Source organism: Ilumatobacteraceae bacterium, from assembly GCA_033344875.1.
In the GTDB taxonomy this organism is placed as follows: Bacteria; Actinomycetota; Acidimicrobiia; order Acidimicrobiales; family Ilumatobacteraceae; genus Ilumatobacter.
On record JAWPMO010000001.1, the window covers coordinates 393,793 to 418,022 of the forward strand.

Genomic DNA, 24,230 nt, shown 5'->3' on the forward strand with positions numbered 1-24,230 from the left:
CGATCGACCCCGAAAACGACGAAAGCCGCCGACCCGGAGGTCGGCGGCTCTCGAACGAGATCAGGTGATCAGGCGGGGCGGACGTTCTGGGCTTCGTCACCCTTGCGGCCCTGGCCGATGTCGAACTCGACCTTCTGGCCTTCGTCGAGGGACTTGTAGCCCTCGCCCGCGATGTTGGAGTGGTGGACGAACACGTCGTCTCCACCCTCGCGTGAGATGAAGCCGAAGCCCTTCTCGCTGTTGAAGAATTTCACTGTGCCTTGCATGGCTCTACTTTCGTTTCGACAGACCAACGTGGGCTGCCGTGCGGCAACCCTACGGGCGAAACGTTCGCAAACCTTGCCGGTGATGACCATTGTCACGTCTCGCCAACGCCGGGGGGCCTGCCGTTAGGGTCGCCACGGTGCACCCCCCAGCATCGCCGGCAACGGCTTCACGCGACGACTTTCCGCTGAGCCGCGGCGAACTCCTGGCCATGATCTCGGCGATCATGGCGCTCACGGCGATGGCGATCGACCTGATGCTGCCGGCGTTCGACGAGATCCGCGAGACCTTCGACCTGCGCGACGGTTCGGCCGACACCGGGCGGGTGGTGACCTACTTCTTCTTCGGGCTCGCCGTCGCCCACCTGGCCTACGGTCCGCTGACCGACCGGTTCGGACGGAAACGGATCCTGTATCTCGGGATGGCGATCTACGTGATCGGCGCGATCGGGTCGGCCGTCGCTCCCACGTTCGGTCTGCTCCTCGCCAGCCGGTTCGTCTGGGGTGTCGGCGCCGCAGGAGCCCGGGTGATCGCCACCGCCATCGTGCGCGACCGATTCGAAGGGGCGGTGATGGCGAAGGCGATGTCGCAGGTGATGGCCGTCTTCGTCCTCGTCCCGGTGTTCGCGCCGGCGATCGGCGCCGGCATCATCACGGTGCTGCCGTGGCAGGCATCGTTCTGGTTCTGCGTCGTGTTCGCCGTTGCCATCGGCCTGTGGACACTGCGGCTGCCCGAGACGCTCGACGAGTCGGACCGACGGCCCCTCAGCGCGGCGTCGACCGGTCGCGGGTTCGTCGAGGTCGCCCGCACCCGTGTCACCGGTGGCTACACGATCGCCTCGGTGTTCCTCCAGGGGATCATGACCGTGTATCTGGCCACGAGCGAGGCGGTCATCAGCGACATCTTCGGGCGTCGCGACCAGTTCCCGATCATCTTCGGCGCGGTCGCGGTCGGCTTCGGACTGACCGCGATCGTCAACGGTCGACTGGTGCAGCGGTTCGGCGTCGACCGTGTCGTCGCCGGGGGATACGCGTGGATGATCTCGCTCAGTGTGCTCCTGGTGATCGAGACCCTCGGTGCCGAGCAGCCCAACTTCTGGGTGTTCATGCCGACGTTGGGGCTGCTGCTCGCTTCGTTCATGTTCCTCATGCCGAACCTCAATTCGGCAGCGATGGATCCCGTCGGCCACCTCGCCGGTACGGCGTCGGCACTCACCGGGGCCGTTCGCCTCGCCGGCGGTGCCGCGCTCGGCACGCTGATCAGCGGCCAGGTCACCGACTCGGTGCGCCCGTTCGCCATCGGTGTGTCGGCGATGGTCGGGTGCTCCGCGCTCACCGTGCTCGTGGTCGTCGTCCGCGAGCGCCGCCGGACTCGACCCGCTGCAGCGCCGGGTGACACGCCCGTCGTCGCCGCCCTCGCCGGCCGGCGCTGAGTCCCCTCATGCGTCGCTGAGGCGTTTCGCTCGGCGCGCTCCCCGGGTACGGCTCGAACGTTCTCGAGACCGCCACATGGTGAGGAGCGACGATGACCGACCAAACCGCACGACCCGACGGCGACACATCCCGTGTCGACCCCGACGACCCGACGCCGACCGACCGCACCGAGCGGCAGGGGCACGACGATGACCCGACGAGTGACGATGGCTCATCGGGTGGGGTCCGGCACTACTGGCGATTCGGCGCCATGATCCTGACGTCGATGGTCGCCATGTTCCTGCTGACCTACGCCAACTCGTACCGACTCGGCGACGCTCGCTGGAGCGAGACCCGCTTCTTCATGACGTTCGTGATGGGTGCGGCGATGGCCGTCATCATGCTCTCGTTCATGCTCGGCATGTACCGGAGCAAGGTCGTGAACGCGGCGATCTTCCTCGGGAGCGCGCTGGTGTTCGTGCTCGCGCTCTGGCTGGTCCGGAGCCAAGCCACCGTCGACGACCAGTCGTACATGCGGGCGATGATCCCGCACCACTCGATCGCGATCCTGACGAGCTCACGAGCCGACATCGACGACGTCCGCGTGCGCGAACTCGCCGATGCGATCATCGAGGCACAGAAGCGTGAGATCGAAGAGATGAACTGGTTGATCGACGACATCGACGAGAACGGCGTCGCCGACACCGAAGCCGATGCCGCCGCCCGGCCGGTCCCCGAGTTCACACCGGCGGACTACGACGACTGACCGCACCCCGAGACACCGGGGACTCGGTGACCGCCGGGTGGACGAACAGCCCACCCGGCGGTCGCCGCTCACGTCACATTGACATCGAGTTGCATGCCGGCCTCCCAGTGGCCGGGCTCGTGGCAACCGATCATCGAGACGCCGCTCGCGCCGAAAGTGTGTGTGACCTCGATGGCCGAGCCCGGTTCGAGCGCGACGGCATGGAGTTCGCCGTGGTCGTCCGTCGGGTCGTCACCGGCTTCCATGTCGGACATGTCGTGGTCGGCGGCCGATCCGCCCGACATCTCCTCATGGTGGGTGAGTTGTTCGGTGAGATCACCGAACACTGCCTCGTGGCGGACGGTGCCATCGTTGCGGAACCGCAACGTGACGGTGTCGCCGGCGGCGACGTCGATGGACGACGGCGTGAAGGCCATGTCGGTCATCACGACCTCGATGACCGTGTCATCGGTGGGGGTCGACGTCGTCGGGCCCGATGCACATGCGGTGGTGCCGACGGCGAGCGCGCCGACGAGCAGATTGAAGGTCTTCATGTTGACTCCTTGAGAACGGTTGATGATGGAACGGTTCAGGAGTGAGTGCGAGGGACGGGAGGCTCAGGCCCGGAGATGATCAAGGGAACCGAAATCGTCTCCGGCTCGGCGTTGGGTTCGGACACGAGCATGACCTCGAGATCCGCCACCCGAAGCGTGATGTCGATCAGACAGGCCATGCTCGCGTGGTGGGGGACCACCACGTCGGATCCTCCGTCGTGTCCGACATGATCTGCCGGCCGGACGTGCGCGGTGCTCATCGATACATCAGCGCTCGCGTGAGCGTGACCTGAGCCCGTGAAGCCGGAGCATGTCAGCGCGCCGATCAGGAGGCCGCCGACGATCGCTGTCGCGGCGACAACGCTCGCGCGCCGCCGTCTGCGCCCCTCGTCGCGGGCGACATATCGGATCATCGCGGCGACGATACCGGTGCACCGGGGCCGTCAGGGGCGCGGGTCATCCCGGACAGACGATGTGGAGGAGGCCGAGACTGTGGTGAAGTTGCACGGCCGCTGCCACGGCCACGATTACCGTCGCCGACGAGAACGTGGCGCGCCAGGCTGCGTGGTGATCGAGGTCCGGCGGTCGGAGCAGGGCCTCGACCCGGGCCGCCACACCGAGCCCGTTGAACCCGAGCGGAAATGCCGCCCGTTCGTCGGCCAGGAGCGCCACGTGGGCGAGGGTCTCGGCGACAATTCGTCGGTCGCCATCGGTCTCGCGAACCGCCGCCTCGTCTGCCCAGCGTTCGAGTTCGAACCGGAGCCGTCGTCGAACTGGCGCCAGCGGTGGAACGATCGCCGCCGCGAGGTCGCCCAGGAGGGCGTACCGGTCGTGTCGGTGCCGTGCATGTGCCCGTTCGTGGGCGACGACGACGGCGAACTGGGTGGGATCCAGCGCGGAGATGAGGCCGGTCGACACGAGAACTCGCCCGCCGGCCCCCGGCATCGTGAACGCGTACGGCACCTCGTCGTCGACGACCTCCATCTCGCCGACGTCGTCGCGTCGCAGACGCCGAGTCGAACGCACCACTCGGATCACGCGCCAGACGGCGATCGTGCTCCACAGGGTTGCAGCGGCTCCGAGCCACGGATCGATGTAGGGATGCACACCGAACATCTCGTGACACCACGCCATGCTGCCGCCGAACGCCGGTGGGTGGGCCACGAAACCCGCTGCGGCGACGAGCGCCGACGGGACTGCGGCGACGAGCGTGATGCCCATGACCGCGGCGAGGAGCGTCGCCGACGCCGCCGGCCGGATTCGTCGGTGTGCGCCCGACGCGAGGACGCCGACGACCACCGCGATCCCGAGCGGTGCCAGCCGGCCGAGACTCACGGAGACTCCGGCCCGAGCAGCCGACGCAGCGCTGCGCGATCGCGTCGGTCGAGTCGACTGACAAAGCCACTCAGTGCCTCGGTGCGGTCTCTCGACGACGCGAGTTCGGTGCGCATGCGCGACGCGACCAGTTCTGACTCGGTGACCGTGGCGGTGTAGGCGAACGCACGGCCACGTCGCTCCCGGTGGGTGAGGCCCTTGTCGTGCAGTCGACTCAGCACCGTCATCACCGTGGTGTACGCGAGCTCGCCGTCGATCTGCCCGAGGACGTCGGTCGGGGTCATGGCCGCGCCGTCACCGTCCCACAGCACGGCCAAGACTTCTCGCTCCAACGCCCCGTCTGCACGTCGCGCCATCAATGACCTCCTGTGATCGGCGACGATTGCAGCCTACGCAGCGACCTTCCGTCGAGCCGGGGAAGTGGGGACCGAACTACGACGATCTGTAGCAGTCGCTGGTCGCTGTCGTTAGTGTGTCGGTTTCATGACAGACCGTCCGATCCTTGCGCGGCTGCGCTTGGCGCTCGCCGGCGCGATGGTGCTGTTCGTCGCGGTGTTCGCCGTGCCCGGAACTGCGTCGGCGCACACCGACTTCGACTCGTCGATGCCCGCCGACGGCAGCACGGTCGAGGGCCCGCTCACGACCGTGACGGTCAACTTCACCAACCCCGCCGTCGAATCGGGCGAGGGCTTCGAGCTGCTCGGCCCCGACGGAGTGATGCGCGAACCGATCTCGCTCGACCCGACCGACGGCACGACGTTCGTCGCGACGTTCGACCCGCCCCTCGACGCGGGCGAGTACGGGTTCCGGTGGGATGTGCAGGCCGGCGATGCACACCCGATTCAGGGGTCGTTCCAGTTCACCGTCGTGGTACCGACCACCTCGGAGGAGGCCGTGCCCGACCCCACGGCGGAGGACGCCGCAACACCCGCGACGACACCCACGACGTCCACAGCGGTCGGCGAGGGCAGCGGCTCGGCCGAACCGGCGTCGCTCGACGAGTTCCTGGAGGTCGGGAACGACACCGGTTCCGTCGTCGGCCGGGTCGGGCGCACGATGTCGACGGCCGGGACGATCTTCGCCGCCGGCGTCATCGCCGCGCTCGTCGCCTTCGTGCGCGGCCGACGCGACGAACTGCGCACCCTCATCGGTTGGGTGCGGCTCGCTGGGCTCGTGATCGTCGCTGGTGCCGTCACCGAGTTCGCAGCGCTCGACGAGACACAATCGGCGGGAGTGGTCGATGTGCTCGGTACCAAACCGGGAACGGCCACACTCCTCAAGCTCGTCGCCGGGGTGCTCATCTTCGTCGGGTTCGGCGATCGAGCGGGGAAGGTCGTCGGCGCGCCTCGCGATCTGTCGTCGGCAGCAGCCGTCGAGCTCGATGGGCGCACCGACATGTCGACCCGAGCCGAGCATCACGCCGACGCCAACTGGACACCGGACTCGACCGCAACGATCGGGCTCGCCGGGCTGGCGCTGGCGCTCGCGTCCTACTGGTTCGACGGACACACCGTCAGCCGTGGCCCGTGGCTCGTGCATGCGCTCGTGAACCTGGTGCACGTCGGCGCGGCGGCGGTCTGGGTCGGCGGCGTGTTCGCCATGACGGCGCTCGTGCTCCTGCGACGTCGACGCACCGAACCGACCGGTCTCGCTGCGATGGTCGTCAGGTTCTCCGGCATCGCAGCAGTGTCGCTCGGCGCGCTCGCCGTGGCCGGCGCGGTGATGACCTGGCTGGTCATCGACGGACCCTCCGACCTGTGGTCGACCGACTGGGGGCAGGTCCTGATCGCCAAGGTCGCGGTCGTCGCCGTGGCCGCGGGCATGGGTGGCTACAACCACTTTTCGTTGCGGCCGGCGCTCGAGCAGCGGCCCGCGGACCCGGCGGTGGTCAGGCACCTCCGGATCTCGCTGTCGATCGAGTCGGCGGCGTTGCTCGGGGTGATCCTGCTGACCGCCGTGCTGGTCGGATCTGCCACTTGACCTTCCAGTCGACTGGAAGGTGTACAACGGGAGCATGACGATGCAAGACACTCATCGTCCGGGTTCCGAACCCGGCGATCACCCGACGGAACACAGCGTGCACGGCCACGACCGACATGCCGGCCACGACCAGCACGCGGGGCACGACCACCACCACGACCACCACGACCACCACGACGGCCACGACAAGCACGCCGGCCACGACCCGGAGATGTTCCGGCGACTCTTCTGGTGGAACGTCGTCCTCGCGATCCCCGTCCTGGTGTTCTCGAAGCAGATCCAGGAGTGGTTCGGGTACTCGATCGACGGGGATTGGGCGGCGTGGCCCGCGCCACTGATCGGCACGGTCATCTTCGTGTGGGGCGGTCAACCCTTCCTGAAGGGGGCGGTGTCGGAGGTCCGCGACCGACAGCCCGGCATGATGCTGCTGATCGCCTTGGCGATCACGGTCGCCTACGTGTCGTCGCTCGCGAGCTCGCTCGGTTGGGGCGACCTGAACTTCTGGTGGGAACTCGCCGCGCTGATTGTCGTCATGCTGCTCGGGCACTGGCAGGAGATGAAGGCGATCGGGCAGGCACAAGGTGCGCTCGCCGCCTTGGCGGAGCTACTGCCCGACACCGCCGAACGAGTCACCGACGTCGGCGTCGAGGACGTCGCGATCGCGGCCCTCGCCGTCGATGACGTCGTGCTCGTGCGGCCGGGCGGCCGGGTGCCCGCCGACGGCGTGATCGTCGACGGCGAGGCGCACTTCGACGAGTCGATGATCACCGGTGAGAGCCGTTCGGTGCACCGTGGCGACGGCGAGCGGGTCGTCGCCGGCACCGTCTCGACCGACTCGTCGGTGCGGGTGCGGATCGACGCCGTCGGTGACGACACGGCGCTGGCGGGCATCCAGCGGCTGGTGAGCGATGCGCAGTCGTCGCAGTCGCGGACGCAGGCGCTGGCCGACCGAGCGGCGGCAGCGCTGTTCTACCTCGCCGCAGGTTCGGCGATCGTCACGATGCTCGTGTGGTCGTTACTGGGGGAGCCGTCCGACGGCGTGATCCGCACCGTCACCGTGCTCGTGATCGCCTGCCCCCACGCGCTCGGCCTGGCGATCCCGCTCGTGATCTCGATCTCGACGGCGAGCGCGGCGAACGCCGGCATCCTCGTGAAGAACCGCTTGGCGCTCGAGCGCATGCGGACCGTCGACGTGGTGCTGTTCGACAAGACCGGCACGCTGACCCGAGGCAACCATGCCGTCGTCGATCACGTGGCCGTCGCCGGGGTCGACGCCGACGAGATGCTGGCGCTCGCGGCTGCGGCCGAGTCCGACAGCGAGCACCCGGTCGCCCGGGCAATCGTCGCTGCCGCCGAAGAACGTGGCCTCGCCGTCGCTGCCGCCGCCGACTTCGCGGCGATCACCGGGCGTGGCGTGACGGCGACCGTGAACGGTACGAGCGTGTCGGTCGGCGGCCCGGCGCTGCTCGAACACCTCGACCTGGCCGAACCGGACGAACTCGCCGACACGACCGACCGGTGGAGCGACGGTGGCGGCTCCGTGCTGTACGTCGTCGCCGACGGCGACGTCATCGGAGCGCTCACCGAAGCCGACGAGATCCGACCCGAATCACGTCTCGCGGTGGACGACCTCCACGATCGGGGGGTGCGGGTCGCGATGATCACGGGCGACGCACGACAGGTCGCCGACGCGGTGGCCCGCGAGTTGGGCATCGACGAGGTGTTCGCCCAGGTGCTCCCCGAGGACAAGGACGCCAAGGTCGCCGAACTGCACGACCGCGGCCTCGCTGTCGCGATGGTCGGCGATGGCGTGAACGACGCACCGGCCCTTGCCCGTGCCAACGTCGGCATCGCGATCGGCGCCGGCACCGACGTGGCCATCGAGTCCGCCGGTGTGGTGCTCGCATCCAGCGACCCGCGATCGGTCACCGGTGTGATCGATCTCTCGCGGGCCAGCTACCGCAAGATGCGGCAGAACCTCGTCTGGGCGACCGCCTACAACCTGCTGGCGATCCCGGTCGCCGCCGGCGTGTTCGAGTTCGCCGGCATCACGATGCCACCCGCTGCGGCGGCCGTGGCGATGAGCCTCTCGACGATCATCGTGGCTGCGAACGCCCAGCTGCTCAGGCGGCTGGACCTGCGTCCGGCGACACTGCGGAACGGAGGCGATCATGCGGATCGGTGAACTCGCATCGCAGGCGGGGGTCAGTACGAAGACGATTCGCTACTACGAGTCGATCGGCCTGCTCGACGAGCCGGAGCGGACCCCGTCGGGCTATCGCGACTACACGGAGGAGGCCGTCGACCGGCTCGGCTTCATCCGGGACGCCCAGGCGAGCGGCCTCACGTTGGCCGAGATCACATCGGTCATCGAACTCAAGAGCGCCGGGGAATCGACCTGCGAGCACACGCGCGACCTCCTCCAACGCCATCTCGCCGACCTCGATGCCCAGATCATGCGGCTGCAGGCGACACGCGACCAGATCGCGCAGTTGACGAGCAGGGCCGAACAGCTCGATCCCGTCGACTGTGTCGACGACCAGCGGTGCCAGGTCATCGCCACCGGAACCGGCACGTAGCAGACGACCTGACCGCCCGGTCGGGCAGAAGGCTCAGGGGAGTCCACCGTCACAGAGCATCGGGTTCGGTCGCACCTGTGCGCCGATCGACCAGATCTGTCCGTCGATCGGCGCCCGGAAGAACAACCCCAGTTCGTCGGACTCGATGAAGAGTTGGTCGATGGTGTCGTGCTCGTCGGTGAGCGACATCTCCTCCATCGGATCGTCGCAGCGTGGTGCGTACACCGTCGCGTGCAGTTCGGCGGCGTCGGCGGCCGTCATCCCGATCCTCAATCCGTCGGGGGTGGTCGCGGTCGCGGGTGCTCCGGTCGGCGTCCACTCGGGGAGGACGAACCGGGCTTCGTCGTCGTCGCCGGTCTCGATGTCGAACGGGCGGGCCAGCTCGTACGAGGCGAAGAAGAGTTCGTTGCCACCCTGGAAGTCGACGCGGAGTTCGCCCCACTGCGCCGTTGCGAGCGTGCCGAGGCCCGGTTGGAAGGTCGGGTCGCTGACGAAGTCGGGCGGGCCGAGCACATCGGTGAGGATCGCCACGGTCTCGCCCATCGGGGCGTCGAATGCCACCAGTCCGAGCCCGTCGGCTGCGAGCACCAGGCCATCGTCGATCGGCGCGGCCGTGGTCGGCGCGGCCGTGGCCGGCGCGGTGGTGTCGGGCGGTTCGGTGGTCGCGGTCGTGGACGAGGGAGGCGGCGGCGGGGGAGGCGGGGCGATCGTGTCGGTCGCGTCGGCTTGATCCTCGGTTGCCGGCTCGCTGGTGGTCGGGGAGGTCTCGTCGCCGACGTCGAGGTCGCCGATGCCCAACTCCTCTGGGGTCCCGAAACCGGCGGCAGCGAAGTCGTCGACCGTGTCGGCCACGGCGGCGATCACCGTTGAATCGACGAGCTGTTCGTCGACCTCGAACAGGCCGCCGCAGAACGAGCACGGCGCCGCGAAGTCGAATCGCAGCTCGTCGACGGCGATTTCACCGACGGTGGCGAGGTACCCGCAGAACCGGATCGTGACCGTCTGGCTGGGCTCGATCTCGCCACGGCGCGGCACGGTCCCGCAGTCCACCAGATCGCTGCCCGCTCGCTCGAACGTGCCGTCGAAACGGTCATCCAGACGCGTGGCCCAGATCGTCTGGTTGTACTCGCGGTGGTTCTCGACCTCGAGGTACAGGGTCGCCTCGATGCCGCTCGTGTTGACCGGATCGCCCGTCTCGGGACGATCGATCGTGGACCCGACGTATCGAACGGTCATCGCATCGTCGACCAGGGTGGTTCCGGTCGGGATGGGCGCCCCCAACGCGCAGCCGACCCGGTCGAAATCGTCGGTCTCGCAGCGCTCCTCGATCGAGAGCGGCAGCTCCAGCCCGGTGCCGTCGCCGGCCGGGTCGTCACCGCCGCCGCATCCCGCCATCACCAGTAGCGCACACGCGCTGAACTTACCGAGTTTCATCCTGCTCCTCGCCGGGTCGAGCCGCCATTGCTGGTCCCAACTGTCTCAGATGTGCATGCATGGCACCGAACCGACCAAGCCCAGGTGGACGACCGAACGGAGCGACCGGGCCCACTGCGTTCGGTGATCAGACGGCGGATTCGAGGGCGGTGTCCGGGTGGCGTCGTGCGTCGAGGCGAGCGAGAACCGGGGTGGCAGCGACGCCGTGCACGACGATCGAGACAAGGATGGTCATCACCGCGATCGCCCACACGACGCTCGCAGCCGGGAATCGCTCCTCGTTGACCGCGTGGGCGAGGTAGTAGATCGTGCCCATGCCGCGGATGCCGAAGAACGCGATGGCGCTCCGGGCGGCGGCGCCGTGCGGGCTTCCGATGAGTCCGATCCAGCCGGCCAGCGGGCGAACGACGATCACGATCGCGACCGCGAGGGCGAATCCGGCCGGCGTCAGCGACCTCAGCGCACCGTCGACCGCAGCACCGCCGAGGAGGAGCAGGAACAGGATGGACGCCAGCTGCTCGAGGGTCTCAGCGAACTCGTGGAGACGTTCGTGGTAGTCGTGGTCGAGTTCGGAACGGCGGATCACGACGGCAGCGACGAACACCGCCAGGAATCCGTAGCCGTGCACCAACTCACAGATGCCGTACACGGCGAGTGTCGCCCCGAGCGCGACGAAACCCTGTTGCGTGCGGGCGAGCGCGTACTGCGACCGGCGGTTGAACATCGCCCAACCGATCAACCGGCCGAGCACCACGCCGGTCAGCAGGCCGACCGACAGTTTGACGACGACATCGTCGATGACCCACCCCACGAACCAGCTGCCGCCGGCGGCGATCGCGATCGCGAGGTTCGTGATCGGGAACGCGAGGCCATCGTTCAATCCGGCCTCCGAGGTGAGCGCGAAGCGGACCTCGTCGTCGGCGTCGTCGGCATCGCCGTCGGCGCCGGGTCCAGCCAGTTGGACCTCGGACGCGAGCACCGGGTCGGTGGGGGCGAGCACCGCGCCGAGCAGGATCGCCGTGGCGACCGGCAGGCCGATCACGCTGCCGGCCAGTACGGCGATCGCCACGACCGTGAGCGGCATCGTCACTGCCAGGAGCCGCCACGTCGTGGCCCAGGACCGCCACCCGGGGGAGCGGCGCAGTTTCAGACCCGCACCCATGAGCGACACGATCACGACGAACTCGGTGAGGCGCTCGGCGGCCACATCGTCGGCATACGGGCGTGGCCCGTCGAGCGACAGGGGCAGCGAGAAGATCAGCATGCCGATCCCGACGATCACGATCGGGAGCGAGACGGGTAGCCGCGCGATTGCGTTCGGCAGCACGGCCGCACCGAGCACGGCGATCCCCAACACGGCGAGCAATAGCGGATAGGCGCCCATACGACGCCGACCCATACCCGCATTCACACCACGGCACGCCTCGGTGTTGCCGGGGCGAACGGAGCGAACCGGGTTCGCTCCGTTCGGCGGCGTCGAGTCGTCGGGATGGGGAGATTCGAACTCCCGACCCCCTGCTCCCAAAGCCGAAAATGACCAACATCAGCCAGTTTCGAGATGTATCAATCGATGCCGAAATGTGTCAATGAACTGGGGTGATGCGCGGACGGGCTGACACCGTCCGGACCGGTTGAAACAGCCTGGCGCACCCTGGATTGATACATCTCTGATACATCGATTTCGTCGTCAGCGACGTCTGCGACCCCCTGCACGGCCAGATCGGGACGCGGCCTCGCGGCTCGCGATGTATCAGATTGCATCGATGTATCAGATCCGTCGGCGCGACCGCCTGTCAGATGGCGGGTTCGCCGAGTCGACCAGTCGGGCTGACCTACCAATCGACTCGGCTCAGCTGTCGGGTCGATGAAGCCCTCGGCGGAGTTCGTTGAGTTCGGGGAGAGCCTCGCGGTCCTTCGCTCTGTCGGCGCTGATCTTCGATTCGATGATGTCGTCGAGCGAGGCGACGGGAATGCGCAACTCGCCCGTCGGGGCGAACGTGGCACGCGCTCGAAGCGTGTCGTATGAGACTGATTCGCCGGCCGCATCGGGGATGCCGCTCAGGAAGTCGACGCTGCCGCTGTCAGTTCGCCAGGTCGAGGCAGCGGTCCGAGCGAAGAAGTCCGGATGCAACAGTTGCTGGGACAGTTCGACTGCTGCCGCGTCGTCGACACCTTCGATTCGCAGGCGCGGGTTGCCCATCTGTCTGAGTGCGTCGCAGACCCGTCGGTGATTCTCGACTGTCTGGTGGGCCACGCAATCAACATCTCGGGTCGCACGTTGGGCACCCCACAGAATCGCCGCGCTGCCGCCGACGACGACGTACTCGACGCCGTGATCGTCGAGCGCCTGGAAGATCTTCGTCTCGTCGAGCTCGCCGTACTCGTCGGCCGGTTCGGTCACGTCGCCAGGAGGCCCTCATCGCGGAGTTCAGCTGCGAACGCTTCGAGGTCGGCAGCGGTTCGCAACTCCCGGCCGTCGTTCGTCCGCGTGACATCGTCGGCCGTTGGGCCTTCTTGGGCTTCGAACCGGTGGCCGATCGCTTCTCGCGACGCGGGCAGTCCAACCGGCTGGGCCCGGAGTTCTCGGCCGCACGCGTGGAGCAGTCGGTTCAACGTCTCAACGCCAGGGTCGACCAACCCGTTCTCGTACCTCGAGATGGTCGGCTTCGAGCTGCCCGCGCGCTCAGCGAGCTCGGCCATCGTCAGGCCAGCGGCTTGCCTGGCCTCCCGAATCAGCTCTGCTGCCACGCCCATGATGGGATGTTATCAGATCACACAACCGCCGGGTCGTTGCGGGGCTGAAGGGTCGACCGGTCAGTTCTCGGTCGAGCTTTCCGAACCCGGGAACTGGAAGGCCACGACTAACGTCAAAATCGTGATGCGCAGACGTATGGGAATCGGAGTGCTCGCTGCCATGGTGCTCGTCGCAGCCTGTGGAGGCGACGACGTCGCGGATCGAACGCCTGAGTCGGTTGCCGATTCGCACCCGGACGGGCCGGCTGATGAGCAGTCCACGGTCGTAACGACCGAGCCCTCTGAAGACATATCTGACGAAGCGTTGCCGCTGCGGTTCGGTGCGTTGTCAGAGCGGTCGGTCGATGGTGGAGCGGATGGTCGGAACGCGACGGCAGCCATCGCAGGGATGAACGAGTTCGCCGTCGACCTCTATCGCGTCGTGGCCGCCGACGAAGCTGGAAACACGGTGGTGAGCCCGTACAGCGTCACCTTCGCGCTCGGGATGATCTACGCGGGCGCCCGAGGGCAGACCGCAACGGAGATGGCTGACGTCCTCCACGTTGGCGACCTGGAACCGGAAGCGTGGCACGAAGGCATCAACGCGTACGACCTCACGTTGGATGCACGCACGGTCGGAAGCCCCACGGTGTGGACCGCTGCCAACAAAGTGTGGACGAAGCCGGGTCTCGCGTTGCTCGACGACTACCTGGACGTGCTGACCGGCGCGTACGGCTCGCCTCTGGCGGAGGCTGACTTCGGTGCCGACCCAGAGGCGATGCGCAATCTGGTCAACGGCTGGGTCGAGGAACGAACGAACGACCTGATCCCAGAGCTGTTCCCGCCTGCGTCGTTCGACGGGTCGACGCAGATGGTGTTGGTCAATGCCGTTGCGCTGGATGCGCCATGGGAGTTTCCGTTCGATCCGGCAGCGACGCGCACGGAGCCGTTCACGCGCGCCGACGGCTCGACGGTGAACGTACCGATGATGCACTACGACGAGTTCCTGCCGTCGGCGTGGACGGAGGACGCCCTGGCGGTGGAGGTGCCCTATGGAGGTGGTGCACTGTCGATGGTGGTCATCGTCCCGAACGACCTCGCTGCATTCGAATCCGAGTTGACGACCGAGTCACTCGCTGCGGTGATCGATGGCATCACCGACGGCGGTATCCATCTGTCATTGCCGAAGTGGACCGCTCGCACCCACGTACAACTCAACGACGTTCTGACCGGGTTGGGTATGCCGGCAGCGTTCGGTGGCGGCGCTGACTTCTCCGGCATGACGGAGGGTGGCGGACTCTTCCTCGACCAGGTCGAACACGAAGCGGTCGTCGAGGTCGACGAGCAAGGCACACGCGCCGCCGCCGCGACCGGAGGTGAGATGGCGGACTCGCACGGACCCACGATCGAGGTCAACCGCCCCTTCCTGTACCTGATCCGTGACCGAGGCGCAGGAACGATCCTCTTCATCGGTCGCGTCACCGACCCGGCCGTGGTTCCCTGAAGAACGGGTTGGACCAGGCACTGGGCGGACGGTGAACTCCGGTCCCTGGAAGAAGCGTGCGTCCGTCAACTTGACCGCGAGAACGCCACGGTGACCTTCAGATCCAACGCTCCGGCGACCTTCTGGAGGCTCGTGAGCGTCGCGCCGGTTCCCCCGGCTTCGAGTCGAGCGACGGCGGCTTGGCTCGTCCCCATCCGTGCTGCCAGCTCGCGTTGAGTGAGGCCGGCCGCTTCTCGGGCGGTGCGCACTTGGTCGCCGACCTCGATGGCGAGTCGCGTGGCGTCGTAGGTCTGATCGAACTCGGCTCGCTCGTCGGCGGTCAGAGCGGCGAGGTGTCGTCGCTTCACGTCATCAATCGTTGTTTGCTTCATCAGAAGTCCTCCTCGATCGGGTCGAAAGTTCAACGGACCGGTTGACATCAAAGATGATGTCACGTGCTGCGAGGCGTTCGCAGGATTGTCATGCAACGAAAGCGGCGGTCGTGGTGCTTTCACGTCGTGATGGACTCTGCTCGATGTGACCGTTGTGGGAGCGCCGGCCTCGCGCCGGATCTGCTCACCGTCGCCGAGGTCGTCGTCGTCCTGCGGATCAGCCGGACGAAGGTCTACGAACTCGCCGCTGAGTGGCGGACGACCGACGGTCACTCTGGCATTCGGTCGGCCTTCGTCGGTGGACAGATCCGATTCCCACGGCTCGCGATCGAGGAGATCGTCGGCGGACCACTGACATGGCCTCCGGTCATCGTCGACGCGTTCGCTGACGATCCCGACCCGACAGCCCGGCCAACGCTGACCGGACCGACGGCCGCCCGTCGCGCCGCACCTCGCCGACTCCGCCAGGTCTGAGGCCTCCCATGCACGACACCTCACGTCAACCATCACACTTCAAGAACAGACAAGTGCCCGCGGGCGGGGGAGGGGCGCCGTGCTGCGGGTGACGACGCTCTACGCATCATCGGCTGCGGCGTCGGCCGGCTACTACACGCAGTACCTGACCGACGCGCCCGGCGAGCAGCCCGGCATCTGGTGCGGCAGGCAGGCCGACCTGCTCGGGCTCGGCGGCCCGGTGAACGGCGAACAGCTGCAGGCGCTACTCGAGGGCCGTGACCCAGTTTCTGGGACACCGCTCGGGATGTCGCTCGTCGACCGGGTGACAAAAGATGGCGGCACGGTGCGCGCCGTCGCTGGGTTCGATGCGACGTTCTCGGCGCCGAAGTCGGTGAGTGTGCTGTGGGCGCTCACCTGTGACGCCGGCTACCTCGAAGCGCACGACGCCGCGGTGACCGCAGCGCTCGGTTACCTGGAACGGTTCGGATCGACCACCAGGATCCGATCGAACGGTCGCCGGCTGCACCCTGACTCGCAGGGCTTGATCATGGCGACATTCCGTCAGTCGACGTCACGGGCCGACGACCCACAACTCCACACCCACGCCGTCATCTCAGCAAAGGTCCAAACCGCTGAGGGCCGATGGCTCGCACTCGACGCCCGGTTCCTCAAGAAGCACCAGCGGATGCTCGGTGGCCTCTATCAGTCGGTGTTGCGATCGGAACTCGCCAACCGCTTCGGGGTCGCGTGGCAGCCGATCGAGAACGGGCAGGCCGAGATCGCCGGCATGCCAGCACAACTGTTGGAGCAGTTCTCGAAGCGCACCGTCGAGGTCGAGCACGCGCTCGACGACAAGCTCGACGACTTCCGCCAACGGGAGGGACGCGACCCGACCAGCATCGAACGAGCAGCACTCACACGCCAAGCCGCCGTCGACACCCGCAGCCGCAAGACGGGTCACGGTGTCCCGGATCTGCAGACACGGTGGCAACGCGAGGCCAACCGTCTCGGGTGGTCCGCCGAAGATGTCGATCGCCTCGTGTCGAAGCCGAGCCTCGATGAAGCACATGCACCGGCTGTCACCGTCGCCGGTGTCGTCGATCAGCTCTCCGCTCGCGGGTCGACGTGGGCGCGAGCCGACGTCATGCGCACGATCTGTGATCTCCAACCGGCTGTGCCGAACATGTCAGCCGACCGATGGCTCGCCGCACTCGAACGAGCGAGTGACCGGATCATCGACGAGTGCGCTCAACTCGACCCGGAGGTCATGAACCGTCAACGAGCGTCCGACGGTCGATCGGAGTGGCTCGAACCGATCGCAGCGAATCTGACGTCCGACATGATCCTCGACGAGGAAGCCCGCGTATTCGCGTGGGCGCTCGACGCCGAGATTAACCAGCCGCAACCATCGGACACCGTCGACACGACCGGGCTCGACGTACTCCAAGCCGACGTCGCAGCAGCAGTCGCCGGCCACGACCGGCTCGTCCTCGCCGTCGGGCCGGCAGGGACCGGCAAGACCACCACCCTGCGAGCCGCCGCCAACGACATCTGGCGAGCCGACCGCATCGTGTTCGGCCTCGCACCATCTGCCAAAGCAGCTCGCGTACTCGAACGCGAGACCGGCATCCCCTCGGACACCGTCCACAAGCTCCTGTACGAACATCTCCAAACCGAGCGGCCGCCGAACGCCCGCTACCAACTCCCACCCGGAGCGACCGTCATCGTCGACGAAGCCGGCATGCTCGGAACCGCCAGCCTCGCCCAGCTCGCAGCGCTGGCCGAGCAGCACCGGTGGCGAGTCGTGCTGATCGGCGACCCACACCAGCTCCAAGCGGTCGGACGCGGCGGCATGTTCCACGAACTCTGCGCGACCGGCCGCACGCTCGAACTCCAGAAGATCCACCGGTTCACGAACGCTTGGGAGGCCGCCGCGTCCCTCCAACTGCGACACGGCGATCCCGACGCGATCGACACCTACATCGACCAAGGCCGCATCTGTGCCGGCCCCTTCGACGAGCACATCGACGCCATCGCCGGCGCCTGGATGTTCTTCGACGGCAACGGCGACTCAGTCGCGATCACAGCATCGACGAACGAGCACGTCGACCGAATCAACCAAGCCATCCAGCGTCGCCGGTTCGCCGGCCACCGAATCGACCCAGCCGACACGGCCGTCATCGCCGACGGCGCCATCGCCCACGTAGGCGACCGTGTCGTCACACGACGGAACGACCGGACACTCACCACCACGACCGGTGAACCGGTCCGCAACCGCGACCACTGGACCGTGTCGGCAATTCACCCCGACGGATCGATGACCGTTGACTCTCAGCTGGATGCAGGAACGGTCACACTGCCGGTCGAGTACGTACATCAGCACGTTCAACTCGGCTACGCCGCCACCGAACACGGCAACCAAGGCGACACCGTCACCATCGGCATCGAACTCGCCACCCCAGCCACCAGCCGACGCGGCCTCTACGTCGGCGCCACGCGAGGTCGAACGCTCAACATGATCCACGTCGTCACCGAAACCAGCGACCGTGAGGAAGCGAGGTCGGTCCTGCGCGGAATCCTGGCCAACGACCGAGTGGACCTCCCAGCGCTCGCCCAGCGCCGAGAGCTCGCGCAGGCGGTTCCTGCGACATCACCGTCAACCATCCAGCCGAGGTGTGAGATCCCGCCGTGGTTCAACGACGTTCGACAACGCCTCGTCGACGAGATGAACGACTCGATTCGCGCGATCGAAGCCCGCAATGCCGATCGAGCACTTCGTCGAGAGGCAGCCGACGAGGCCCGCGACCTGCTTCCGGCCGCAGCCGCGGATGCCGGCCCGTTCGAAGCGGCCGCTCGTGCCGCAAGCGACGACCGCTACGACGCATGGCGCGATGTCGAGGCGGCGACGCAAGTCGCGGGCGCGGCGGGCCCGCTCCACAGAAGGAGAGATCGGGCAGCGCTGGCCGACGCCAAACTGCGCCTCGACCGGGCCGAGCAAGCCGTTGCGAGTGCGGAAGAACGGGCCCGGCCAACTCGAGAACGAGTGAACGCCCTTCGTCAAACGATCAAAGACGAGTACGACCGCACGGGCGACATCCTGCACCAGTGGGCCGACCATGACGGGCGCATCGACCGCTCACGGCGGACCGTTGAAGCACTCGATACCTGGCAGCACTGGGCAGCCGGCGACGATCTCGCACTCGACCAAGTCGTCGCAACGCTTGAAGTGCTTCGCAGTGAGCGCGACAGCCTCCTCGCAAGTCTCGGAGAAGAACTGAACCTGTGGCTCCAGACTCAGCCCCAGGCAGTCCAGTCGAACGTGCGCATCAGCATCGTCTGGCAAAGGCTCCAGAGATTGAGTTGCCGGGGTGACTGGACGACTTCCGCTGCGGGCCAGGTGTGCATCGCGCCGGGATCATCTCGTGTCCCGGTCGGGCCGAACTCGGTCACCCTTCGCCTGCTCGGCCGGGTGATTGAGTGTCCAAGTTGTGTGGCTGGCCGGAGCGTGAGGGGTGCGCGCGTGGGTCCGTTGGGACGCGATCAGCCAGCCGGTGGTTAGCGCTCGAACGGCTCGAGTGCCGCAACGATGGTTCGTAGGCCATCCGGGCTGCGGTAGGGAAGCTCGGGTGTCGGCGGGCTGAGGCAGTTGTAGCAGAAGGCAGGGTTCACCCTGATGTAGAGGTCATCGACCTCGACGGTCGCCATCCACACGTTCGGCTCGCCAGCGGGGCACTCTCCGGACGTGAGTTCGCCCCACCCATCACGCATTCCGTCGGCGGGTGGGCTGAAGAACTCGTCGGGGATGTGTCGACCGAGCAGCAGCGACGTGCCGGGGCCTTCGATGGGTTCGGTCACGGTGCACGGGGAGTCAAACAGCTCGGCGGTCACGGCGAGCATCTGGTCGGGTTCACTTCCAGATGGCACCGCGGAGAGATCAAACACTTGGATCCGGGCGCCGTCGTAGTCGAGATCGACCATCCCGTCTTGGGTGTACGACCTATACAGCTCCATCGGCGGGAACCCGGGCGGCATGAACGCCCCACCGACCCACCACGGGATGAACGTTGCTTGTTCGAGACCGACCAAACGGTCTTCGTCGATGCCGTCTGGAACAGCGACCGGGCGAAGCATCCGCTCGTGCTGGACGCCGGCCAAGCGAGCGGCCTCGACCGCTGCGCCCGATGAGCTGTCGAATTGCAGCACCGAGACGGCGCCGACCAACGTCCCGGCACGCCAGCCGTGCACCGCGGATGTGTCGGTTGCGGACGCTGCACCTATTGCCTCGGCACCGGGACCGACCGCTTCTGCAAGCGTGCCGATCGGGTCCGCGTTGCAGCAGTCGAGCCCGTAGTAGCGGATCACACCGGCAAACCCGTCGGCCGTCAGAGCCCGGACAGCGAGTTCCTCGGAGGGGAACGACAAGACCAAGCTGTTGACGAACGTCTCGGGCGCCTCGAGTTGGATGAAGCAGCTCTCGATCGCCCCGCCGGCTTCCACAACGAGATCGAGAAACGCGTCGCTGTCGCCCTCGGTGCCCAGCCCGCCACCGCAGTGACTGTCATCGCCGATCGTGGCCCCGTCCGGGCCGTCGGGGAGATGCAGGATCATTCCCGACATCAACTCAACATCTACAGCGTCTGGTGTTGATCGAGGGTCTGAATCCGCCTCGTCTCCGCGGCCAGGTCCCGCTCGGAGTGATGCGACGAATCGGTCGAGTTCATCGCGATCGAATCCGGTAGCGACCACCATCGCGAACGCATCATCGAACACAGACGTGTACCGAGCCTGGTCGTCAGTGATCTCCACGAACCATTCGACCCCGCCCATGACCCGGAGTTCACCCGCAGGATCCATCTGATCGACGTTGCCGAAACCGACGACCACGCCACCATCAGCACCAACACTTGGATCCCGAAACCGTTGACTCAAGTTGCCATCAGTGACCTCGGTCGCGTCAATGACCCAACCGTCAGGCACGTCGGTCGCGACAACGTTCTGTCCCTCAACGATCGACCCCAACGGCAACAACTCAACCGGCGACGTTGTCGCTGTAACCGTCGTCGATGGTGGGCCCGCCGGAGCGGATTCGCCGTCGCGTGCAACGACCGCGAGCACAACCACGAGCCCTCCAATCAGCGCCACGGTCACTGCGGCCACCAGTCCGACACGAACCCGCCGCCTCCGCGACAGGTCTTCCCCGGCAGCGGCCATCGCGTCGTCGACCACCGACTCAGGATCGCGAAACGGTCCTCGCTGTGCGAGACGTTCCAGCTCATCAACGATCATGGCGTGACCCCCTCGTGAAGACGAAGTTCCCGGCGGGCACGAGCAGCGATCTGCCGTACCGCAGGCGAACGAAGATCGAGCAGTGCGGCGATCTGCTCGAAACTGCGACCCTCGACGTAGTGCATGAACAACACGGCCCTGGACCGCGGATCAAGCTTCGTGAGATGGGAAAGATCCGACGGATACGCATCGCGAGCGCTCTGTGCGTCGATTTCAGCCCGCACTCGAACGAGTGCCAAGCGCCGACGACCGAGGCGACGACGCTCGTTCGCTGCCCGGTTCACGATCGATCGACGCAGGTACGCCTCGACGTCATCGACCTGAGCGAAGCGGTCACCGCTCAACGCAGTGACGATCACATCGTGGACCAGATCGTCCGGCGACATGTCGGGCGAACCCACAACCGCCGCGAATCGGCGCAGCGACGGGTACACGGCCAACAGCCGCTCCCGTTCTGCACTCCGCGTCAAGCCCTGCATCACTACTCAAGACACCGCACAGCCCCCGATCGTGACACCAAATCATGATCGCCGCGCACAGCCTGGAGAATCGGAGTCCCGGCACATCCGCTCAGGAACACTCAAGTTCCCCCGGCTACAAGGCCAACGGCTGCCGCCAGTTCGGCGAGGCGAGCGTGATTTCCGGGCACCACAGTTGGGCCGAAGCGTGCGGGTCATCCCGGAACCGACGACGGATTGTCGGGCGGCGATACCGAGCGGTTTGGACGATGGTCCAATGCTTGCGGAGCGCGCCAAGATCGGGCAATCTGCTCGGGTGCCGGACCCAAACAACTACTGGCTGACGGTCTACGCCGAACCACCGCTCGATCGTTTGGAACGGCTGCCAGACGACGCCGTGTTCGCCTGGCTCAATCGCGAGATGCACCGTGTCGGGTCGAAGATCGACTGGACCCGTTTCGCAGATTCTCGTCGTCATTGGTTTGTGTCGTCGGCCGACGAACTACGGGCAGTGCTGGACGAATTCCTTGCGGCTCTGCCCGCCGGGGACCACGTCGACCACGGTGGAGATGCGTTGTCGCCGTTCGACGTACGCATCGAAGGTGCGGAGCTCGCCAGCGTTGTCCAGGCTCTGCTCGCGATTCCTGAGCACCACTACTTCGTCGCGGCGGACCGCTCGTGGGTTGCTGCATTCACGATGGAAGGCGACGTCGACCTCGCGTTCCTGTGAGCGCTTCCGAACTGCCCATGTGCGCTTCTCCTCGCGGGACGAATCGGCGACGCGGCCGAGTGATTACCGGGTGCGCTGCTCGGGCCGAAGCGTGCGGGTAGCGAGAGCCCGACCGGCGGGCTACGGCGCTCGCGCTATGTGCGTCGCTACCCGAACTGTTGTTGCGCGCGTGTGCCGGATCCCGAGCGGGTTGCTGCGGTCCTCCTGGGCGATGATCCGCATGCCTTCGATCAGATGCGTAGCGTGGATTCGGTGAGAGTGGCCGTCGGAGTGGCGTTGACCCTGATGCTCATCGGCTGTGGGGACGGAACGGATCGGCCCGACTCGGACATATCGCCGGATCCACCCACAGGAACGAACGAGGAGGACGAGCCGTGGCCAACCTTGCCGGACGGACCGCCCGACACGTCCGCCACAGCGTTGGCCGCGCTCGACGTGCTGCGGGAATCCTGGGTGTGGGACGAGATGGGCGCGCCCGAGGACGCCAAAGTGTTGTTCCACCAAGTCGACGATCAGATCGCTCTGATCACGTTCCGGGTTGACCCAGAAATCTCGTTCGAGGGCTGGTTGCCGAATCATGTCGCCGCTGACGTTCCCGTGTACAACATCGGTCTCCCACGTCCGAACCGGCCCGATTGCTCGTTCCAATACGACGGCGGAGAACAGCGTGTCGCACGGGTCTACCCATATGTGATCGAGATCGGCATCACGTTTGCCGCTGTCGTGAATCTGGCCGACGGTTGCGTGGCCAGCATCGATTTCCCAGAGCCTCCGAAACCGAACGCCGACCCCCAGCGTGGCGACTTCACAGTCCGTTACAGCAATGGCTACGAGAGCGAGGAGCCGACCGGACCCGGCGACTGACAAGGGTCGAGGGGCACCGTCTGGGATTCACGGTTCCGGGCAGATGATGGCTTCGCTGACTCGCCAGGTCGTACCGCCGTCGCCGGTGAGCTTGATCACCGCCTGGGAGCGGCCCTCCGCGTCAACGAGGTTGGCGATCGGGTCGAAGGGGGTGGCGACGAGCTGGAGTTCGGCGATGTCGCTGCGCTCACCAGCCGCTCGTGTGAACCAATCCGTGACCGCCTCGGCGATGCTGGGGAAGGTGGCACCGTCGTCGTACTGCTCAACGCTTGGCTCGCTCGACTGGCTCGTGCAGTCGAGCGAATCGGTCGGAACCGAGCCTTCTGCGAGGGCGTTTGCGCCGGTGGTGGCGAGCGTGAAGCACGCCTCGAGGAGCGGGACGTCGGCGGTCGCATCGGTGCGGAGGTAGATCTCGACGATCATCACTCCGTCGACGTTCGGGACGAGCAGGCCCTGTCCGGTCTGTGACGCCGCGGGCACCATGTCGCCGGTGCCGCCGGGTGGGTTGATCCACCACCAGGGCTCGATCACGTCGTCGGCCACTGCCTCGCCTCCGACCGTGACGATCTCACCCGGGGTTGCCGACAAGTCGGCCCGATCGAGCCGGCACGAGCCCAGCGGGTGTGTCGGCGCGTCCACACCGGCCGCCGACACGGTCAGGCCCTCGACGGCCGGGGTCCCGCCGGACTGCGCCATCGCAGTTTCGATCGCATCCGCCCACACCTCGCCGACGACGCGGTCGGACAGTTGTGCGCGCTCGACGCCGTATGGGAACGAGGTCGACAAGCCGTCGGCGTGGACGAACTCGACGAAGTAGCGCGTGCCCTCGCTCAGTCCGTCGAACGAGGTCTCCTGATCGACAGCACGGGCAGCGTCCACGAGGCGTGCGATCACCTCCGGGTCGTCGATCGTCGCGAAGCGTGTCGTGCCGTCGTACTCGCTGTTGATACCGATCGCGACCACTTCGTCGTCGAGCGCATTGGTCAGCGAGAGCGAGTCAGGGGATCGGAACACCGCGACCTTGCCGCGGGACACGGTGGCAAGTGCCTCGTCGACGCGCCGCGTGCCGAACCGGCGGACCTCGCTCCCGTCGGGGATGCCGGTCGCGAACACCCCATCGCCGAGCTGCTCCGCAGCGACGTAGCAGTCCCACGGCCCGTCGACCGTCCCGACGACCTCGCCGAGCTCACTCTCCTCGGGTGCCGGGCTGTTCCAGTCAGGCCGATACCAAACACCGTCGACCACGAGTCCGCCAGCACAGTCCGCGGCGGCGCCACTGGACGATCCGAGCGCACCGCCGTCGTCGCCGTCGCCGCCGTCGCCGCCGCATGCCGTGAGCCCGAGGGTCGCCGCGAGCAGGGAGCCGATCAGGAGACGTGAGCGCCGCATAAACATCTGACGTCCGACGATACGCCGTTGTTCCCGAACGACCGCAGGACCATCGGGTCGGGTCGTCGTCACCCACCACTGTCGATATGCGCTGTGAGTATCACCTGGCCGGTCGGCTGAGGTCGGCCAGGGTGGG

At 66.9% G+C, this 24,230-nt stretch carries 22 protein-coding genes; 10 read left to right on the forward strand and 12 right to left on the reverse strand.

Annotation, left to right across the window (positions count from 1 at the left end):
* Positions 1–68 precede the first annotated feature (68 nt).
* Entirely contained in the window at positions 69–266 is a 198-nt protein-coding gene (locus R8G01_01855; GenBank protein MDW3212711.1) for a cold-shock protein, read from the reverse strand.
* A gap of 137 nt (positions 267–403) precedes the next feature.
* Between R8G01_01855 and R8G01_01860 the strand changes: the two genes are divergently transcribed.
* Entirely contained in the window at positions 404–1,696 is a 1,293-nt protein-coding gene (locus R8G01_01860; GenBank protein ID MDW3212712.1) for a multidrug effflux MFS transporter, read from the forward strand.
* Between the two features lie 92 nt (positions 1,697–1,788).
* Positions 1,789–2,442 carry a DUF305 domain-containing protein gene (locus tag R8G01_01865; GenBank protein ID MDW3212713.1) on the forward strand — a complete coding sequence of 218 codons (654 nt, stop codon included), beginning with the start codon at positions 1,789–1,791 and terminating at the stop codon, positions 2,440–2,442.
* A 68-nt stretch (positions 2,443–2,510) separates the two neighbouring features.
* Here the strand turns inward: R8G01_01865 and R8G01_01870 are convergent, their stop codons facing one another.
* From R8G01_01870 to R8G01_01880, 3 genes are all read right to left on the reverse strand, one after another.
* Complete coding sequence (locus tag R8G01_01870) at positions 2,511–2,975, reverse strand: cupredoxin domain-containing protein (GenBank protein MDW3212714.1); 465 nt, start codon at positions 2,973–2,975, stop codon at positions 2,511–2,513.
* A 456-nt stretch (positions 2,976–3,431) separates the two neighbouring features.
* A complete protein-coding gene (locus R8G01_01875; protein ID MDW3212715.1) occupies positions 3,432–4,310 on the reverse strand; it encodes a M48 family metalloprotease in 879 nt (292 codons plus the stop codon).
* Positions 4,307–4,666, reverse strand: coding sequence for a BlaI/MecI/CopY family transcriptional regulator (locus tag R8G01_01880; GenBank protein ID MDW3212716.1), 360 nt, complete (start codon positions 4,664–4,666; stop codon positions 4,307–4,309). Before R8G01_01880 ends, R8G01_01875 begins: the two co-directional genes overlap by 4 nt.
* Positions 4,667–4,793: 127 nt before the next feature.
* On the opposite strand from R8G01_01880, the gene R8G01_01885 reads away from it, so the two are divergent.
* From R8G01_01885 to R8G01_01895, 3 genes are read left to right on the forward strand one after another with little or no spacing between them, the layout of a single operon-like run.
* On the forward strand, positions 4,794–6,290 hold the full coding sequence (locus tag R8G01_01885) for a CopD family protein (protein ID MDW3212717.1): 1,497 nt from the start codon (positions 4,794–4,796) through the stop codon (positions 6,288–6,290).
* Positions 6,291–6,324: 34 nt separating this feature from the next.
* Positions 6,325–8,475 carry a copper-translocating P-type ATPase gene (locus tag R8G01_01890; protein ID MDW3212718.1) on the forward strand — a complete coding sequence of 717 codons (2,151 nt, stop codon included), beginning with the start codon at positions 6,325–6,327 and terminating at the stop codon, positions 8,473–8,475.
* Entirely contained in the window at positions 8,462–8,869 is a 408-nt protein-coding gene (locus tag R8G01_01895) for a heavy metal-responsive transcriptional regulator (protein MDW3212719.1), read from the forward strand. The genes R8G01_01890 and R8G01_01895 overlap by 14 nt, the downstream gene beginning before the upstream one ends.
* A 33-nt stretch (positions 8,870–8,902) precedes the next feature.
* On the opposite strand, the gene R8G01_01900 is transcribed toward R8G01_01895, so the two are convergent.
* The 4 genes from R8G01_01900 to R8G01_01915 form a co-directional block, all read right to left on the reverse strand.
* Complete coding sequence (locus tag R8G01_01900; GenBank protein MDW3212720.1) at positions 8,903–10,303, reverse strand: hypothetical protein; 1,401 nt, start codon at positions 10,301–10,303, stop codon at positions 8,903–8,905.
* A 127-nt stretch (positions 10,304–10,430) separates the two neighbouring features.
* A complete protein-coding gene (locus R8G01_01905; protein ID MDW3212721.1) occupies positions 10,431–11,702 on the reverse strand; it encodes a cation:proton antiporter in 1,272 nt (423 codons plus the stop codon).
* A gap of 450 nt (positions 11,703–12,152) precedes the next feature.
* The gene (locus tag R8G01_01910; protein ID MDW3212722.1) at positions 12,153–12,704 is read right to left on the reverse strand and encodes a DUF6036 family nucleotidyltransferase; all 552 of its coding nucleotides are present in this window, start codon (positions 12,702–12,704) and stop codon (positions 12,153–12,155) included.
* Positions 12,701–13,057, reverse strand: coding sequence for a helix-turn-helix transcriptional regulator (locus R8G01_01915; GenBank protein ID MDW3212723.1), 357 nt, complete (start codon positions 13,055–13,057; stop codon positions 12,701–12,703). The genes R8G01_01910 and R8G01_01915 overlap by 4 nt, the downstream gene beginning before the upstream one ends.
* 388 nt (positions 13,058–13,445) lie before the next feature.
* Here R8G01_01915 and R8G01_01920 point away from each other — a divergent pair, with 388 nt between their 5' ends.
* Positions 13,446–14,540, forward strand: a complete 1,095-nt coding sequence (locus R8G01_01920; protein MDW3212724.1) for a serpin family protein — start codon at positions 13,446–13,448, stop codon at positions 14,538–14,540.
* 65 nt (positions 14,541–14,605) lie between these two features.
* On the opposite strand, the gene R8G01_01925 is transcribed toward R8G01_01920, so the two are convergent.
* Positions 14,606–14,887: a helix-turn-helix transcriptional regulator gene (locus tag R8G01_01925; GenBank protein MDW3212725.1), complete on the reverse strand. Its 282-nt coding sequence runs from the start codon at positions 14,885–14,887 to the stop codon at positions 14,606–14,608.
* Positions 14,888–15,040: 153 nt separating this feature from the next.
* Here R8G01_01925 and R8G01_01930 point away from each other — a divergent pair, with 153 nt between their 5' ends.
* Both R8G01_01930 and mobF read left to right on the forward strand, forming a co-directional pair.
* Positions 15,041–15,385, forward strand: a complete 345-nt coding sequence (locus R8G01_01930) for a helix-turn-helix domain-containing protein (GenBank protein ID MDW3212726.1) — start codon at positions 15,041–15,043, stop codon at positions 15,383–15,385.
* 79 nt (positions 15,386–15,464) lie between these two features.
* Positions 15,465–18,926 carry a MobF family relaxase gene (gene mobF / locus R8G01_01935; protein ID MDW3212727.1) on the forward strand — a complete coding sequence of 1,154 codons (3,462 nt, stop codon included), beginning with the start codon at positions 15,465–15,467 and terminating at the stop codon, positions 18,924–18,926.
* Here mobF and R8G01_01940 read toward each other — a convergent pair.
* Both R8G01_01940 and R8G01_01945 read right to left on the reverse strand, forming a co-directional pair.
* Positions 18,923–19,984 carry a hypothetical protein gene (locus R8G01_01940; GenBank protein ID MDW3212728.1) on the reverse strand — a complete coding sequence of 354 codons (1,062 nt, stop codon included), beginning with the start codon at positions 19,982–19,984 and terminating at the stop codon, positions 18,923–18,925. The genes mobF and R8G01_01940 overlap by 4 nt on opposite strands.
* 665 nt (positions 19,985–20,649) lie before the next feature.
* Entirely contained in the window at positions 20,650–21,123 is a 474-nt protein-coding gene (locus tag R8G01_01945) for an RNA polymerase sigma factor (protein ID MDW3212729.1), read from the reverse strand.
* A 265-nt stretch (positions 21,124–21,388) separates the two neighbouring features.
* Here R8G01_01945 and R8G01_01950 point away from each other — a divergent pair, with 265 nt between their 5' ends.
* The gene (locus R8G01_01950; protein ID MDW3212730.1) at positions 21,389–21,841 is read left to right on the forward strand and encodes a hypothetical protein; all 453 of its coding nucleotides are present in this window, start codon (positions 21,389–21,391) and stop codon (positions 21,839–21,841) included.
* A 171-nt stretch (positions 21,842–22,012) separates the two neighbouring features.
* Positions 22,013–22,705, forward strand: a complete 693-nt coding sequence (locus R8G01_01955) for a hypothetical protein (protein ID MDW3212731.1) — start codon at positions 22,013–22,015, stop codon at positions 22,703–22,705.
* Positions 22,706–22,732: 27 nt separating this feature from the next.
* On the opposite strand, the gene R8G01_01960 is transcribed toward R8G01_01955, so the two are convergent.
* Complete coding sequence (locus R8G01_01960; GenBank protein ID MDW3212732.1) at positions 22,733–24,094, reverse strand: hypothetical protein; 1,362 nt, start codon at positions 24,092–24,094, stop codon at positions 22,733–22,735.
* Positions 24,095–24,230 lie beyond the last annotated feature (136 nt).

What these genes read in the sequence shown, in the direction of transcription:
- R8G01_01855 (MDW3212711.1), bottom strand. Translation starts at nt 266, where the DNA reads ATGCAAGGCACAGTGAAATTCTTCAACAGCGAGAAGGGCTTCGGCTTC.
- R8G01_01865 (MDW3212713.1), top strand. Translation starts at nt 1,789, where the DNA reads ATGACCGACCAAACCGCACGACCCGACGGCGACACATCCCGTGTCGAC.
- R8G01_01870 (MDW3212714.1), bottom strand. Translation starts at nt 2,975, where the DNA reads ATGAAGACCTTCAATCTGCTCGTCGGCGCGCTCGCCGTCGGCACCACC.
- R8G01_01880 (MDW3212716.1), bottom strand. Translation starts at nt 4,666, where the DNA reads ATGGCGCGACGTGCAGACGGGGCGTTGGAGCGAGAAGTCTTGGCCGTG.
- R8G01_01885 (MDW3212717.1), top strand. Translation starts at nt 4,794, where the DNA reads ATGACAGACCGTCCGATCCTTGCGCGGCTGCGCTTGGCGCTCGCCGGC.
- R8G01_01890 (MDW3212718.1), top strand. Translation starts at nt 6,325, where the DNA reads ATGACGATGCAAGACACTCATCGTCCGGGTTCCGAACCCGGCGATCAC.
- R8G01_01895 (MDW3212719.1), top strand. Translation starts at nt 8,462, where the DNA reads ATGCGGATCGGTGAACTCGCATCGCAGGCGGGGGTCAGTACGAAGACG.
- R8G01_01900 (MDW3212720.1), bottom strand. Translation starts at nt 10,303, where the DNA reads ATGAAACTCGGTAAGTTCAGCGCGTGTGCGCTACTGGTGATGGCGGGA.
- R8G01_01905 (MDW3212721.1), bottom strand. Translation starts at nt 11,702, where the DNA reads ATGGGTCGGCGTCGTATGGGCGCCTATCCGCTATTGCTCGCCGTGTTG.
- R8G01_01915 (MDW3212723.1), bottom strand. Translation starts at nt 13,057, where the DNA reads ATGGGCGTGGCAGCAGAGCTGATTCGGGAGGCCAGGCAAGCCGCTGGC.
- R8G01_01920 (MDW3212724.1), top strand. Translation starts at nt 13,446, where the DNA reads ATGAACGAGTTCGCCGTCGACCTCTATCGCGTCGTGGCCGCCGACGAA.
- R8G01_01930 (MDW3212726.1), top strand. Translation starts at nt 15,041, where the DNA reads ATGGACTCTGCTCGATGTGACCGTTGTGGGAGCGCCGGCCTCGCGCCG.
- R8G01_01940 (MDW3212728.1), bottom strand. Translation starts at nt 19,984, where the DNA reads ATGTCGGGAATGATCCTGCATCTCCCCGACGGCCCGGACGGGGCCACG.
- R8G01_01950 (MDW3212730.1), top strand. Translation starts at nt 21,389, where the DNA reads ATGCTTGCGGAGCGCGCCAAGATCGGGCAATCTGCTCGGGTGCCGGAC.
- R8G01_01960 (MDW3212732.1), bottom strand. Translation starts at nt 24,094, where the DNA reads ATGCGGCGCTCACGTCTCCTGATCGGCTCCCTGCTCGCGGCGACCCTC.